This is a genomic window from Ferrimonas kyonanensis DSM 18153 (genome assembly GCF_000425405.1).
In the GTDB taxonomy this organism is placed as follows: Bacteria; Pseudomonadota; Gammaproteobacteria; order Enterobacterales; family Shewanellaceae; genus Ferrimonas; species Ferrimonas kyonanensis.
On the sequence record NZ_AUDJ01000016.1, the window covers coordinates 26,875 to 40,071 of the forward strand.

13 protein-coding genes are annotated in these 13,197 nt (G+C 58.3%); 8 read left to right on the top strand and 5 right to left on the bottom strand.

From position 1 onward, the window contains the following. Positions 1 to 8 precede the first annotated feature (8 nt). The 3 genes from H598_RS0107960 to H598_RS23725 form a co-directional block, all read right to left on the bottom strand. On the bottom strand, positions 9 to 698 hold the full coding sequence (locus H598_RS0107960; RefSeq protein ID WP_028112547.1) for a HupE/UreJ family protein: 690 nt from the start codon (positions 696 to 698) through the stop codon (positions 9 to 11). Between the two features lie 71 nt (positions 699 to 769). Further along, positions 770 to 1,177 (bottom strand): hypothetical protein, encoded by a 408-nt coding sequence (locus H598_RS0107965; RefSeq protein WP_156896976.1) that lies wholly within the window; start codon positions 1,175 to 1,177, stop codon positions 770 to 772. 241 nt (positions 1,178 to 1,418) lie between these two features. Then, positions 1,419 to 2,111, bottom strand: a complete 693-nt coding sequence (locus tag H598_RS23725) for a porin family protein (protein ID WP_051252583.1) — start codon at positions 2,109 to 2,111, stop codon at positions 1,419 to 1,421. Positions 2,112 to 2,352: 241 nt separating this feature from the next. Between H598_RS23725 and prlC the strand changes: the two genes are divergently transcribed. Beyond that, on the top strand, positions 2,353 to 4,395 hold the full coding sequence (prlC, locus tag H598_RS0107975) for an oligopeptidase A (protein ID WP_028112549.1): 2,043 nt from the start codon (positions 2,353 to 2,355) through the stop codon (positions 4,393 to 4,395). Between the two features lie 53 nt (positions 4,396 to 4,448). On the opposite strand, the gene H598_RS0107980 is transcribed toward prlC, so the two are convergent. After that, positions 4,449 to 5,066, bottom strand: a complete 618-nt coding sequence (locus H598_RS0107980) for a hypothetical protein (RefSeq protein ID WP_028112550.1) — start codon at positions 5,064 to 5,066, stop codon at positions 4,449 to 4,451. A 390-nt stretch (positions 5,067 to 5,456) separates the two neighbouring features. Here H598_RS0107980 and H598_RS0107990 point away from each other — a divergent pair, with 390 nt between their 5' ends. Together H598_RS0107990 and H598_RS0107995 are read left to right on the top strand one after the other, a co-directional pair. Further along, the gene (locus H598_RS0107990; protein WP_028112551.1) at positions 5,457 to 6,173 is read left to right on the top strand and encodes a TetR/AcrR family transcriptional regulator; all 717 of its coding nucleotides are present in this window, start codon (positions 5,457 to 5,459) and stop codon (positions 6,171 to 6,173) included. A gap of 135 nt (positions 6,174 to 6,308) precedes the next feature. After that, positions 6,309 to 7,070 (top strand): class I SAM-dependent methyltransferase, encoded by a 762-nt coding sequence (locus H598_RS0107995; protein ID WP_028112552.1) that lies wholly within the window; start codon positions 6,309 to 6,311, stop codon positions 7,068 to 7,070. On the opposite strand, the gene H598_RS26460 is transcribed toward H598_RS0107995, so the two are convergent. Continuing rightward, positions 7,067 to 7,216, bottom strand: a complete 150-nt coding sequence (locus H598_RS26460) for a hypothetical protein (protein WP_156896977.1) — start codon at positions 7,214 to 7,216, stop codon at positions 7,067 to 7,069. The genes H598_RS0107995 and H598_RS26460 overlap by 4 nt on opposite strands. A gap of 81 nt (positions 7,217 to 7,297) precedes the next feature. Here H598_RS26460 and H598_RS23730 point away from each other — a divergent pair, with 81 nt between their 5' ends. From H598_RS23730 to H598_RS23735, 5 genes are all read left to right on the top strand, one after another. After that, positions 7,298 to 7,729 carry a GNAT family N-acetyltransferase gene (locus H598_RS23730; RefSeq protein WP_035415686.1) on the top strand — a complete coding sequence of 144 codons (432 nt, stop codon included), beginning with the start codon at positions 7,298 to 7,300 and terminating at the stop codon, positions 7,727 to 7,729. Positions 7,730 to 7,911: 182 nt separating this feature from the next. After that, positions 7,912 to 9,567 carry a GGDEF domain-containing protein gene (locus H598_RS0108010; RefSeq protein ID WP_084144381.1) on the top strand — a complete coding sequence of 552 codons (1,656 nt, stop codon included), beginning with the start codon at positions 7,912 to 7,914 and terminating at the stop codon, positions 9,565 to 9,567. A 64-nt stretch (positions 9,568 to 9,631) separates the two neighbouring features. Continuing rightward, positions 9,632 to 10,165, top strand: a complete 534-nt coding sequence (gene ftnA / locus H598_RS0108015; protein WP_028112554.1) for a non-heme ferritin — start codon at positions 9,632 to 9,634, stop codon at positions 10,163 to 10,165. 40 nt (positions 10,166 to 10,205) lie between these two features. Continuing rightward, positions 10,206 to 11,573 carry an MFS transporter gene (locus tag H598_RS0108020; RefSeq protein WP_084144382.1) on the top strand — a complete coding sequence of 456 codons (1,368 nt, stop codon included), beginning with the start codon at positions 10,206 to 10,208 and terminating at the stop codon, positions 11,571 to 11,573. A gap of 2 nt (positions 11,574 to 11,575) precedes the next feature. Further along, on the top strand, positions 11,576 to 13,030 hold the full coding sequence (locus H598_RS23735; protein ID WP_084144383.1) for a DUF4145 domain-containing protein: 1,455 nt from the start codon (positions 11,576 to 11,578) through the stop codon (positions 13,028 to 13,030). Positions 13,031 to 13,197: the final 167 nt, after the last annotated feature.

Consider the following 13,197-nt stretch of genomic DNA (forward strand, 5'->3'; position numbering starts at 1 on the left):
TATTGGTTTTAGTTGCTGAAATAGCCGGTCAGTTGAAAGCCCATCAGCATCAGACCGCCGCTCATCAGCAGGGTGTTGGTGATGGTGGCGAAGTTCAGGTAGCTGGAGTGGCGGCGCCAGGCGCTCATCATGATCAGCACCACCGTCAGGGCCAGGAACTGGCCGATCTCGACGCCGACGTTGAAGGCCAGAATGTTGGCCACCAGGCCGTCGTCCGGCAGGTTGAACTCCTGAATCTTGGTGGCCAGGCCGAAGCCATGGAACAGACCGAAAATCATCACGGCCGCCTTGGTGTTGGGCTGGTAGCCCAGCAGACGTTGAAAGCCGCCAAGGTTGTCGAAGCCCTTGTAGACGATGGACAGGGCGATGATGGCATCCACCAGATAGGCGTTAACGTGAATGTCTGCCAACACGCCGTACAGCAGGGTGATGCTGTGTCCCAGAGTGAATAAGCTGACGTACAGCAACACGTCCTTGGCGCGGAACAGAAAGAAAATCACCCCGACCAGAAACAACAGGTGATCGTAGCCGGTCAGCATGTGTTTGGCGCCGATGTACAGGTAGGGGAGAATGGAAACCCCTTGATTAACAGTGAGAAACTGGCGGGTGTCGTCGTCGACACCGTGGGCCAGCAGTGAGAATGACGCCAAGGCGCCCAGGATCAGTACCAGGGCGTTCAGCCATGGAGTTAGCCTCATAAGTGCATTCCTTTTAGAAGCTGTAGATGGTTATCGGTGCGAACCGATACAAAAAAGAGGGATCAGGGCGCTTAGGCGTTGGGAGGCGGAATCGGCGGCGCGTAGCGACGGCTGAGGTAGCTGAGCCGAGTCGCCGTCACGGCATCGGTAGATAGGGCCAGGTTGTGCATGGCCAGGTCAACCGGAGGGTGACAGGGGGTGTGGGAGTGGCTGTCGTGATGATGTTCCGAGGCTTCGGCACCACCGGCAAGCTGAGGCAGGTCGACGTCATCGTGATGGGTGTGGTTGCTGTGGCTGTGATGAACCTGAACCCCAAGCGGGTGCTGCTCAGCCGGGAATTGCACCGACATCGACCAGCAACTGGCGAACAATTGACACACAAAGACCACCAGCATCAGGGCCGGTGTCAACTTCGAGTGCGCCTGGCGCGATGAAGTCGGAGTGGGTATCACTTTGGAAATCCCGTTGCGTTTGGTCATTATTCACACCACAAGTGGCGGCATTAAAGCAGATGCGTGAGTGGGCGTCCAGCCGTGGTTGACTGAAAGTAAGGCGTGTTTATTGTTTTCAGGAACTGGAGTTCAGACAGCGGTGGTGCAACCAGAAAATCGCTTTTTAGAGACTGGTGCGATCGAAGTCGTGGTGCATTAGCCGGGAGGCGCCGCGCGTAGTAAACAGAAAAAAGGGAGCCGTTGGCTCCCTCGTTGCAAGGCGCTGAAATCAGAACGCGGCGGTGAAGTGAATACCACCCCAGGTGTGGCCGTCGTCGTTACCGACATCCAGTTCCACATCCTTATCGGCTTTCTGGTGTTCAACAACGGCGCTGATGGCCCAGGTGTCGTTCAGCTGGTAAGCCAGGGTGGCGCCAACAGCGGTGTGGTTGGCACCGTCGTGCTCCGGGCTGGCATAGCCATAGTCCAGACCCATAATCACATAAGGGCTAAAGGTCAGGGTTTCGGTAACAGCGAAATCACGCTGAATGCCCACTTCCACGAAGCTGCCTTCGGCCTCGGTGCTGTAGACATAGGTGACAAAGGGTTCAAACCACTCCAGTCCGCCGTAGGCGATGCCGGCGCCCCATTCGTTGTCGCTTTCGTCGTCTTCAAAGAACTCCAGACGGGTGTAGCTGGCGGACAAGCTGAAGTCGCCCAGCTCGAAACCGTACTCGATGCCGACGTTGAGTTCGTCGTAATCGACACTGGAGTCGGCGGCGTAGCCGTATGCCGCAGAGAGGGTGATGCCGTTGTCAAAGGCGGCGGCGCCGTTGGCCCAGTAGATGCCGCCTTTATCCAGGTTGTCACGACCCTCGGAGATGTACTTCGAGTCGTAGCCGAGGTCAACTTCGTACTCTGCGGCCAACACCGATGTGCTCGCCAGCGCCAGCAGAATGCCGGTGGTTAGAATTGATTTCATTGTACTTTGCCTGTTTGTTTGCCTGTAAACTTGTAAGTTGCACTACAAGTGAGAATTAATTGTATTCGTAATAAACCCGAGCATCTGTGAATGAAATCCCGAATTATTTTGAGAATCACTCCAATATCAGGATCAAGGTCACGAACAGCAGTTTTGCCCTGGTTGTATTCCGGGAATTGATCCCCATCTCTTAGGGAGCGCACTACCCTTTGTACAGGGTGATTTTTGACAAGGAGCTTGCATGACCAATCCGCTACTCAACACCGTCGACCTGCCACAATTCTCCGCCATCAAGCCGGAGCACGTTCAGGGTGCGGTGGAACAGGCACTGGCTGCGTGCCGGGATAAAGTTGAACAGGTGGTGGCAGCAGGCGCCCCCTATACCTGGGCCTCGCTGGTTGAGGCACTGGATGAAAGCGACGATCACCTGGGTAAGATCTGGTCTCCGGTGAGCCACATGAACTCGGTGGTTAGCAATGATGAACTGCGGGCAGCCCACGACGCCTGCCTGCCGGCGCTGTCCGAGTACGGCACCTGGGTAGGTCAGCATAAGGGCTTGTATCAGGCCTATAAGTCACTGAAAGCCGGTGATGAGTACGCCACCTTGACGCTGGCGCAGAAGAAGGTGATCGATAATGCCCTGCGTGACTTCGAGCTGTCCGGAATCGGTCTGGATGACGACAAGCAGAAACGCTTCGGTGACATTCGCATGCGCCTGTCCGAACTGTCCAGCCAGTACGCCAACCATGTGCTGGACGCGACCAATGCCTGGTCAAAGCAGGTGGATCAAGTTGAGGCGCTGGCCGGGTTGCCAGACAGTGCCATTGCCGCTGCCCGGCAGACGGCAGAGCAGCGCGGTCAATCCGGGTACCTGCTGACGCTGGAGTACCCCTCTTACCTGGCGGTAATGACCTACGCCGACGATGCTCAGCTGCGCCAGGAGGTGTACACCGCCTTCTGTACCCGGGCATCGGACACCGGCCCCAATGCTGGCGAGTTCGACAACAGTCCGCTGATGGCCGAGATGCTGCAACTGAAGCACGAACTGGCTCAGCTGCTGGGTTTTGACAGTTATGCGGAGATGTCATTGGCCACCAAGATGGCGGAAGCGCCGACTCAGGTGGTGTCTTTCCTCAATGAACTGGCGCTGCGTTCGCGCCCGCAGGCGCAACAAGAGCTGAAGCAGCTGACCGCCTATGCCCGTGAGCATCATGGCGTCGAAGCGCTGAACTCCTGGGATATCGGTTACTTTGCCGAGAAACAGAAGCAGCACCTGTACAGCATCTCCGATGAGCAGCTGCGCCCCTACTTCCCGCAGGATCAAGTGTTGAGTGGCCTGTTTACCACGGTAGAAAAGCTATTTGGCGTTCGGGTTTCTGAGGTCGAGGGGGTCGACAGCTGGCACCCGGACGTGCGCTTTTTCGATATTCACGACGCCCAGGGCGAGTTGCGCGGCAGTTTCTATCTGGATCTGTTTGCCCGCCAGCACAAGCGTGGTGGTGCCTGGATGGACGATTGCCGCGGTCGTCGGCAACTGCCTGGCGGCGGCCTGCAGAGCCCGGTGGCCTACCTGACTTGCAACTTCAATGGCCCGGTGGGCGACAAACCGGCGCTGTTTACTCACGATGAGGTGGTGACCCTGTTCCATGAATTTGGTCATGGCATTCATCATATGCTGACCAAGGTCGATGCCAGCAGCGTCGCCGGCATCAATGGGGTGCCCTGGGATGCGGTGGAGTTGCCGAGCCAGTTCCTGGAAAACTGGTGCTGGCAGGAGCAGGCGCTGGCGTTTATCTCTGGTCATTACCAATCCGGTGAGTCGCTGCCCAAGGCGATGCTGGATAAGATGTTGGCGGCCAAGAACTACCAGAGTGCCATGATGATGGTGCGTCAACTGGAGTTCTCTCTGTTCGATTTCCGTATGCACCTGGAGTACGACCCGCGACAAGGTGAGCGGATTCAGCAAACCCTGGATGAGGTGCGTCAGCAGGTGTCGGTGATCAAGGCGCCGGAGTTTAATCGCTTCCAGCATGGCTTCAGTCACATCTTTGCCGGTGGCTATGCCGCCGGTTACTACAGTTACAAGTGGGCAGAGGTGCTGTCGGCGGATGCTTTTGGTCGTTTCGAGGAGGAGGGCATCTTCAGTGCCGAAGTGGGAGCCGACTTCCTGAACTGCATCCTGGAGCGGGGAGGCAGTGAAGAACCGATGGCGTTGTTTACCCGTTTCCGCGGCCGGGAGCCGCAGATTGATGCGTTGTTACGCCACAGCGGCATCGCCGCCTGATACCAATCGATTCACGCTAAGGGGCCCATTCGGGCCCCTGTTTGTTTGTAGGCTCAAAACAGAAACCGGGTTTCCAGAATCAGGTTGTCGGAGGCATCGGTGCGCTCACCGCGCAGATTGAACGCCACCTGAGACACCGGGTAGAACACCATGCCAATGCTGGCGACGTTCCAGCTGTGATCAAACTGGTCGCCCAGTTGATAGCGCAGCTCCAGGTCCAGTCGCTCTGCCAGATTGCCCCGGGCCTGAACGGCAACCACCGGATCGATGGAAAAGGACTCCTGCTCCTGATGGCGCCATTGGGCGATGCTGGTGCCGATGCCCGCCAGAAAATCCCAGTTGTCGGTGTGGTGCAGGCGGTAATCCAGCCGCCCCTGAAATCGATTGATCCTGGCCTCGGTCATTGGCTGGCCTCCCTCCTGCTGCCAGTTCATGTCGGCATTGAGATCCAGCAGCCAGGTTTCGCTGAGTTGGGTCAGTGCGCCGGCGGCCAGTTGCAAGCCGGATTGGTCGGTGGCGTGAATTCTGGCCAGTGAGGCGTGGGCGTAGTTGTAGTTCACCGGGGTCAGGTAGTCGTCAAACCAACCGTCCAGCCACTGGCACAGATCCCCACACACGCTCCAGGCGCTGAAGGAGAGCAGGGACAGGTGCAACAGGGTGATTCGGATCACGCGCAATACTCCAATGAATGTGACCCATTGATTAACCGATATCGGCCGGGGATAACAGAACATTTACATGGCGGTTGAAGGATGTTCGATCCTGGTCAAATTTTTACCACCCCGATTCAAGAAAGTCGCTGCCGGCGCCGCTGTAGCCCGGATGGTGCCAATTTGATCACTTGTTTTTCTGAGTCACTGGTGGCAGGGCTGAAGGTGCACCTTGAATGATATTTTGACCTACATCATTTTTCACCGATAAAGTTTCGCAACCCTTTGTTTACTAATGGAATTGCTTCTGTAAGTGTGATCTATAACTCGGAAGGGGTAACTAAATTCTGGTTATATATCCGCATCGTGCCGGGAGAGCGCCGTGCTCTGGCAAACAGGAGTAAAAGGACGATGAGTAAATCTGATTTATACAAGGTTAGGGAAACCCGCATTCTGTTGGCTGCCCTGAACACTGCGAGCAGCAAAGGGGCTCTGGACTTTCGTATGGCCGATGTTGCTCGTGCCGCCGAATGCTCTGTCGGTACCCTCTACGGTCACTTCATCAGCAAAGAAGACATGATGGCGGCCTTGGTGCAGGTAGGTCTGGGTCGTCGCAGCGAGTTTGCCAAGAAGGTGAACGCCATTGAGCTGTCTGGTCTGGAGCGCTTTGTCAGCCTGTTGGTGCTGGAGCAGCAACGTCTGGCCCATGATGACATCCTGGCTCAGCTGGAGTTGCTGGTGTGCTACAGCGACTTGTGGCGCCGCGCCGCCGATAAGCGTGTGGCCGCACTCAGAGATGCCTCTGAAGAGTTCGATCAGCAACTGGACGCCGCCCTGGTTGAGGCCGATGGCGAAGGCTTCCGGATCAGCGATGAACAGCGTGCCCGCCTGATTGCCCGTGGCCGCGCCGCGGTGCTGGGCGCACAACTGCAGACTTCCCGCCAGACTCTGGTTCCTTGCGGGGTAATGACCAATGACGGTGAATTCTATAACGTCCTGGCCGACATCGTGCGCTGTGCCAACGGTCCAGCCCTGGAAGGCAGCGAATGGTTGCAGAAGTGTCAGGGTGCGCTTGAGTTGGGTCGCGAACTGATCGAGCAGCCGGTGTTCGGACTCGACGCCGCCTAATACGGTTGTGACCACATAGGGTTGCAGCTTGGGCCCCGGGGAGACGCTCCCCGGGGCCCAATTGTATCACCGCCATTGGCCTTGGCTTCCCCGGCCTTGGTATACTCCGCCCCTAGCTTAGTCGCCGGGTGGCCCATGTTTCCGATTTTCCTTGATTTTGACTCCGCTCCTGATTCCTTGCTGCAGGAGGTGGCAAACCGCTGGCAATTGCAGTCGGATCCTGATTCCCCTTTCTCCCTTGGCTATGAGTCGGGTGCGCTGTGTCTGCGACTGAGGGCGCAGCCCAAGATGGGCGCCATTTGTGTGGATTTGGTACAGGGCGCCAGTGCTCACCGGCGCAAGTTCGGCGGCGGCCGAGGTCAGGCCATTGCCAAGGCCGTGGGTCTGAAAAGTGGCGTGACCCCCGTCGTGGTGGACGGTACCGCTGGCCTGGGGCGGGACAGTTTTGTGCTGGCCAGCCTCGGCTGCCGGGTGATCATGGTAGAACGTCACCCTGTGGTGGCGGCGCTGTTGGAAGATGGCCTGCGCCGGGCTCGGGCCGATGCGGAAATTGGGGCCTGGGTCAGCGAACGCTTGTCCCTGGCTCCGGGCAACAGCATCGACGCCTTGGCGGACATCGAGGAGGATGTGGATGTGGTGTACCTGGACCCGATGTACCCGCACCGGGCCAAGTCAGCGCTGGTGAAAAAGGAGATGCGGGTGTTCCAGCAGTTGGTGGGCAGCGATGAGGATGCCGACGACCTGTTGACGCCAGCGTTGTCGCTGGCCGCAAAGCGGGTGGTGGTCAAGCGGCCGGATTACGCCGAGCCACTGAATGGTGTGGCTGCCACCATGGCCATAGAGACCAAGAAAAACCGCTTCGATGTGTACGTCAAGGCGGCCATGACCCAGGGCTAGCGAGGACTGGTGGGTAGCTTATCGTACTGGCGTCGCCCCAGTGCGCGGCGTCGATCGGTACTGGCGTCCGCATCCCGGGGTTCCGCCCGGCGATCGCCGTTCTGGCGTCGATCCTGCTGGCGCCGCTCCTGCATAGGGGATGACATACTGACCTCCACGGTGAAGCCTGCCTGTCTAGCATTTATAGTCGTTTTTGTGCCTTTGTGAAGTTTCCAGCGGAGATTTACATGTCCTGTCCTGATTTGATTTACCAGCCGCTCGAGGTGGAAGCACTGCCGTTGGCGGATCGGTTTTATCGCAGTCAGGGAGGGAAAGACCGCTGCCGGCGCCATGATCGAGTGTGGGTGGCCCGTCGGCAGGGGCGGATGGTGGCCGTGGCGCGCCGGGTACCGCTGGAGTCGCACTGGGTGCTGCGGGGCGTGCTGGTGGAAGAGGCCGAACGTCGTCAGGGGGTGGCCACCGAACTGCTGCGTCGTCTGCTCATGGAGAGTGAAACGCCCGTGTGGTGCTTCGCCCTGCTGCACCTCAAGTCTTTCTATCTCAATCTGGGTTTTCAATGCCCGGAGACGGCAACAGAACCGATGCCGACGGCCATTGCCGGGGCTCTGGCCGCTTACCGCCGCAGTCAGCCAGGGTTGTTGGGCTTCCTTCGGCCCTGAGCAGCGCTGCGTCGATGGCATAGTGTCTTTGATGCTGTTTTTGTTGGCTTTTTTATTTCTCTTGGGCAGCTTGGTTTTAAAACACCGGAATGAGTCGGTTGTTAGCACGCGAAATATCTAAGAGTTTCTATACTTACCAATAACTTGACCAGGATGGTCGCTCGCTGACTCAGGGATGATGGATGTTCAACTCGCGCGTATTCCTTTATTTTCCTATGGCCGCCATGATCGCCATGATGTCGGTCGCCCTGCTGATGGTCTCGCTGTTGTATGAGCATCGGTTGCATCGCCATTCCGAAGCGCGCCTGCACCATCTGGCGCAGCTGGGGGTCAGCATGGTTCGGCATCATCAGCAGCGACCGGAAGAGTCGCTGGACGGTTTGCTGGCTCAGGTGATAGACCGCTCCGGCAGCCGAATGCTGGTGCTGGATTCCCAAGGAAACATCCTGGCCGACTCCCAAGGGCAGGCGGAGGACCTCGGTGGCCGTTTCAGCCTTGAAGAGCGTCAACGCCTCGCTCAGGGAGCCGAACTGGAGGGAGGGGGGCGCTATCGGTTTGACCCGCAGCGTCAGCAACGGCTGCATTATGTGACCGCCCGCGTCGACTCCGGAGATTCGGCGGGGTCGGTAGTACTGGTGTCTGAGCCTTCTGCCCGTCTGGATAACCTGGTGCTGATGTTGCGCTTCTGGGTGCTGTTGGTATGGGCCGGCTGCCTGGTGGCCATTGCGCTGACCAGCATCGTCTTTGGTCGCTGGATGCGGCGTCAGACCGCCGCCGAAACCGAGACTCTGGAGGTGACCGTGGTGGCGAGAACCCGGGAGCTGACCATGCTGCAGCGCCTGGGGAGCCTGATGTCCGCCTGTACCTCCGTCAGCGGCGCCTGCCATGTGCTGGAGCCCATCGCCAGCCAGTTGTTGCCGGGCACGTCCGGGGCCATCGCCCTACTGAAGGTGCCCAAAGGCAAACTGGAGTTGGTGGCCAGTTGGGGAGGGCCCTGGGGAGGGCGGGATCGATTCAGTGCCGATGAGTGCTGGGCGTTGCTCAAGGGGCACGCCCATCTCAGTCGGGAGGAGGGGCTGGAGATTCACTGTGAACATTACCGTGACGACCGCAGTTGCCAACTGTGCATTCCTTTGTTGGCCCAAGGAGAAGCCCTGGGGGTGTTACAACTGTCGTTTCTGGACGAGGCATTGATGCTGGACAGTCGACCCATGGCCGAGTCGTTGGCAGAGCAGGTGGGATTGGCGCTGGCCAATATCCGTCTGCGTGACAATCTGCGTCAGCAGGCGATTCGGGATCCGCTTACCGGCCTGTTCAATCGTCGCCATATGATCGAGTTTTTGGAAAATCAGTTGGCGTTGAGTGCCCGCCAGCATGCGCCATTGTCGATATTGATGCTGGATATCGATCACTTTAAGCGTTTTAACGACACTTTTGGCCACGATGCCGGCGATTTTGTCATCAAATTGGTGGCGGAAGAGATCGGCAACCAGGTGCGAAAGTCGGATCTGGTGTGCCGCTATGGCGGTGAAGAACTGGTGGTGATATGCCCGGATACCGAAGTGATGGGGGCCCAGGAGTTGGCGAGGAAGATCATCGCGGCGGTAGCGGCCATGGAGTACAACCACGCCGGCCAGTCGTTGGGGCAGGTTACGCTCTCGGCTGGCGTCAGTTGCACTCAGGGAGCCAAGATGACCATAGAGGCACTGATGAAAGACGCCGACGATGCGCTGTACAAAGCCAAACAGGGCGGTCGCAACCGGGTCGAATTGGCCACGGGACTCGAGGCATCGCTGCCAGCGGCGGCGCTGAAGCGTGAAACCACTGAACCAGGTTGATATTTGGGTCGTAACCCTCAACAATGAGGGCCAGTAACCTATGACCAACCGGAGTGTGGCTACCATGCTGTCTAGTGCGATGATCGACAAGCTTAATGAGCAGATTAACCTGGAGTTTTTCTCCTCCAACCTGTATCTGCAGATGAGCGCCTGGTGTGAAGACAAGGGATTTGAGGGGGCGGCGGAGTTTATGCGTGCCCATGCCGACGAAGAGATGCAGCACATGCGTCGCCTGTTTACCTACGTCAGCGAGGCGGGTGGCATGCCGATGATCGGCCAGATCGAGGCCCCGGACCATGCGTTTGAGACCCTGAGTCAGCTGTTCGCCAAAACTTACGAGCATGAGCAACTGGTGACGCGCAAGATCAATGAGTTGGCCCATACCGCCTTCAGTAATCAGGACTACTCCACCTTCAACTTCCTGCAGTGGTATGTGGCCGAACAGCATGAAGAGGAGAAGCTGTTCAAGTCGGTTCTGGATAAGTTGCAGCTGGTGGGTGACAGCGGCCAGGGCCTGTATATGGTCGACAAGGAGTTGGCTTTGCTGGCTCAGTCGGAAGGCGACAGCGTCATGACGGCCACTGCCGAAGGCGCCTGATACGCGGCGATCACAGACATTTCTCCCAGACTGTGGTGCAATGGCGGCACTTGCATTTAACGTCGCCGCCTCTATGCCCCAGTCTGTCCCTACTCGGGTGCTGATCCTCTTCGGGTTAGTGAACCTGCCTTTATCGATGATCATGTCGCCGACGGCGGCCATTTTGCCGAATTTCTATATCGAGTTCAGTGCCGTCACCCTGGGTGCCATGGCCACGGTGACCTTGGTGACCCGGTTTTTTGATGGCATCACCGATCCGCTGATTGGCTTGGTGGCGGACCGATTTGGCAGTCGCAAGCCGCTGATGATGGTCGGGGCGCTGCTGTCGGCGTTGGCGGTGTGGCAGCTGTTTACCCCTGCTGCTGACAGTGGCATCGGCTACCTGATGAGCTGGTATCTGTTGCTGGCCCTTGGCTGGACGCTGGTGGAGATCCCCCACAGCGCCATCTCGGCAGAACTCAGCCACGATTATCAACAGCGCAATCGTATCTCGTTGTGGCGCCAAATATTGGGCTTTGCCGGCGGGGTGCTGTTTATGGCTTTCCCGCTGTTGCTGGGACGTGGTCGGAGTTTTGATCCGGAAGTGATGCGGATGCTGGCCGGGTTTGTGGCGGTGTCGCTGCCGCTGCTGGTGTTGCTGATGAACTGGCGACTGACGATACCACCGCAGCCTCATTGCCGCCGCGTCCGGTTGTGGGATCTGCCGGCCATGCTGGTGACCTTGCCTTACCTGAAGCACCTGCTGCTGACCCAGATTCTGTTTGGACTGGCCACCGGTGCGGTGTCCGGGCTGTTTGTTCTTTACGCCAGTCAGTATCTGGAATTGGGGGATGCCATTCCCAAAATTGCGTTGCCCATGACTCTGGCCATGGCCCTGAGCATGCCGCTGTGGCTGCTGGTGTTACGTCGAATGGACAAACACAAGCTGTGGGCGGTGTCGGCACTGGGGATGATCGGGGTGCTGTTGCTGATCATTCGCATTGAGCCCGGACCGCAGGCGCTGACGGCCATGATAATGGCCATGACCGCCTTCGGGTCTTTGGTGGGATTGTCGGCGCTGGTGCTGCCGTCGATGCTTGGCGATCTGGTGGACGTGGACATTGTTTATAACGGCAAGGCAAGAGCCGGAATTCTGTTTGCTTTTCAGGCATTAATTCTCAAAATCAACCAAGGCGTCGGTGGTGCCATCGGTATGTTTATTCCCGCCTGGTTTGGTTTTAACGCCGAGCAGGCACTCAGTGCCGAAGCGATTAAAGGGCTGAAGCTGGGATTTGCCGGTTGGCCTTGTCTGTTGTTGTTGCCGATGGTCTTGTTGGCGTGGCGTTATCCCTTGGATCGCCGCGCCCATGCTAAACTGGCTTCCCGAATTGCCGAGGGTGGCATATCGGTGTCTGACGAGCAGAGGTAAGGGTGGCAATAAACGATTTGGAACTGGCAAGGCGGCTGGATGCCGGTTTGGTCGATGATTACCGTCTGGCACGCAGTTACTGCCTGGATGTGCCCACCTTTGCCTTGATCCACTTGCGCAGCGTGGCCCATAAATTGGTCGACTTGCTGGCCGGTGCCGTCGACATCAAGTTTAAAAGTAAAAATCTCTACGATCGCATCGAGGTGTTGAATCGGGCCAAGGCCATCGATGTGCGCCTGGCCCGGCAGATTCACAAGCTGCGCTCTGAGGGTAACAAGGGCGCCCACCCCGAAAAGTACCGCCTGTCTCAGGAGCAGTTGGTGACCCTGGCACAGAAGGCGGTGGAGATCGCCGCCAACCTGATGGACGGCTGCTTTGCCACCATTAAGGGCCAACAGCCGCCGGAGTGGCAGTTTGAAGCGCTGGATCAGGTGGCGGGGCGGGAGCTGTGTTATCGCGCCGTCATGGAGGGGGATCATCAGGCCCAATACCTGGTGGGGATCTCTCTGAAGGCCAAGGGGCTGATGCAGCGGGAGCGGGAGTTGTCCTTTGCCATCGCCAACGACAGTGCCGATATCAATCTGGATGCCTCGGCGTCGTTGCTGAAGCAGGCCAGTTACTGGTTTGCCCAGGCCTGTGATCACCATGATGGCGCTCGGTTTGAACATGGCGTAGCGCTGATCCACGGCCATGGCGATCGTCAGGATCGGGAAGCCGGTGAGGAACTGGTGAAGCAAGCGGCCGATGCCGGTTTGGCACAGGCCCAGGCGTTGCTGGGGTATTTCTATCTCTCCAGTAGCACCGCCTTTGAGCAAAACCTGGTGTTGGCAGAGCGCTACCTGTTGCTGGCGGCGGAGCAGGATCAGGCCGAAGCCATGGCCAACCTTGGGGTGTTGTACCATCAGGGCGTCGACGGTGTGGCCGATACCGAAAAGGCCGAACTCTATACCGCCCAGGCGGCCCGTACCGGCTACCCGGTGGCGCAGTATCATCTGGCCTTGATGTTGATGGATAAGGAAGAAGCGGAGACCGAGCAGGCGATGCAGTGGTTGCAGCAAGCCGCCGAGCAGCGCTATCCCGATGCCATGGCCGACCTGGCTCGAGTGCTGTTGGACGGCGACCAGCTGCCTCAGGACCCGGCCCGTGCCAGCCACCTGTACCGTGAGGCGATTCGTTATGCCGGCCTGCCCAGGGCGATGTTTGAGTTGAGTCTGGCCATCTTCGACAACGAGGTGCCCGATGCCGATCTGGTGGAGGGGGCGACCCTGTTGCAGGCGGCCTACCATTACGCCGAATCCGGCAGCGATCTGCACCAGGCCATCGAGGCGTTGTCGCCGCAACTGGTGGCCGCCATCGAGGCGGAGTGCCGCCAGGCAACCAGCGAACAAACGCCGTTATTGAGCCTGATTTTGCAGCGTTTTGATCCTCAGAGGCTGCCGAAACCATTTCGGCGCTGACCTGGATCACCCTCGTCATCGTTGGCCTCGTCGGAACTTGAACGGCGTTTAAGGCTCTACTTCAGCAACAACTCGTCACTCCCGACGCATTCTTAAGGGCCGCCGCGGTTGGCGTCGGTCCAAGTGACGCTATTGTCGCGGTAGGCTTTGAAACAATTTGATGAGAT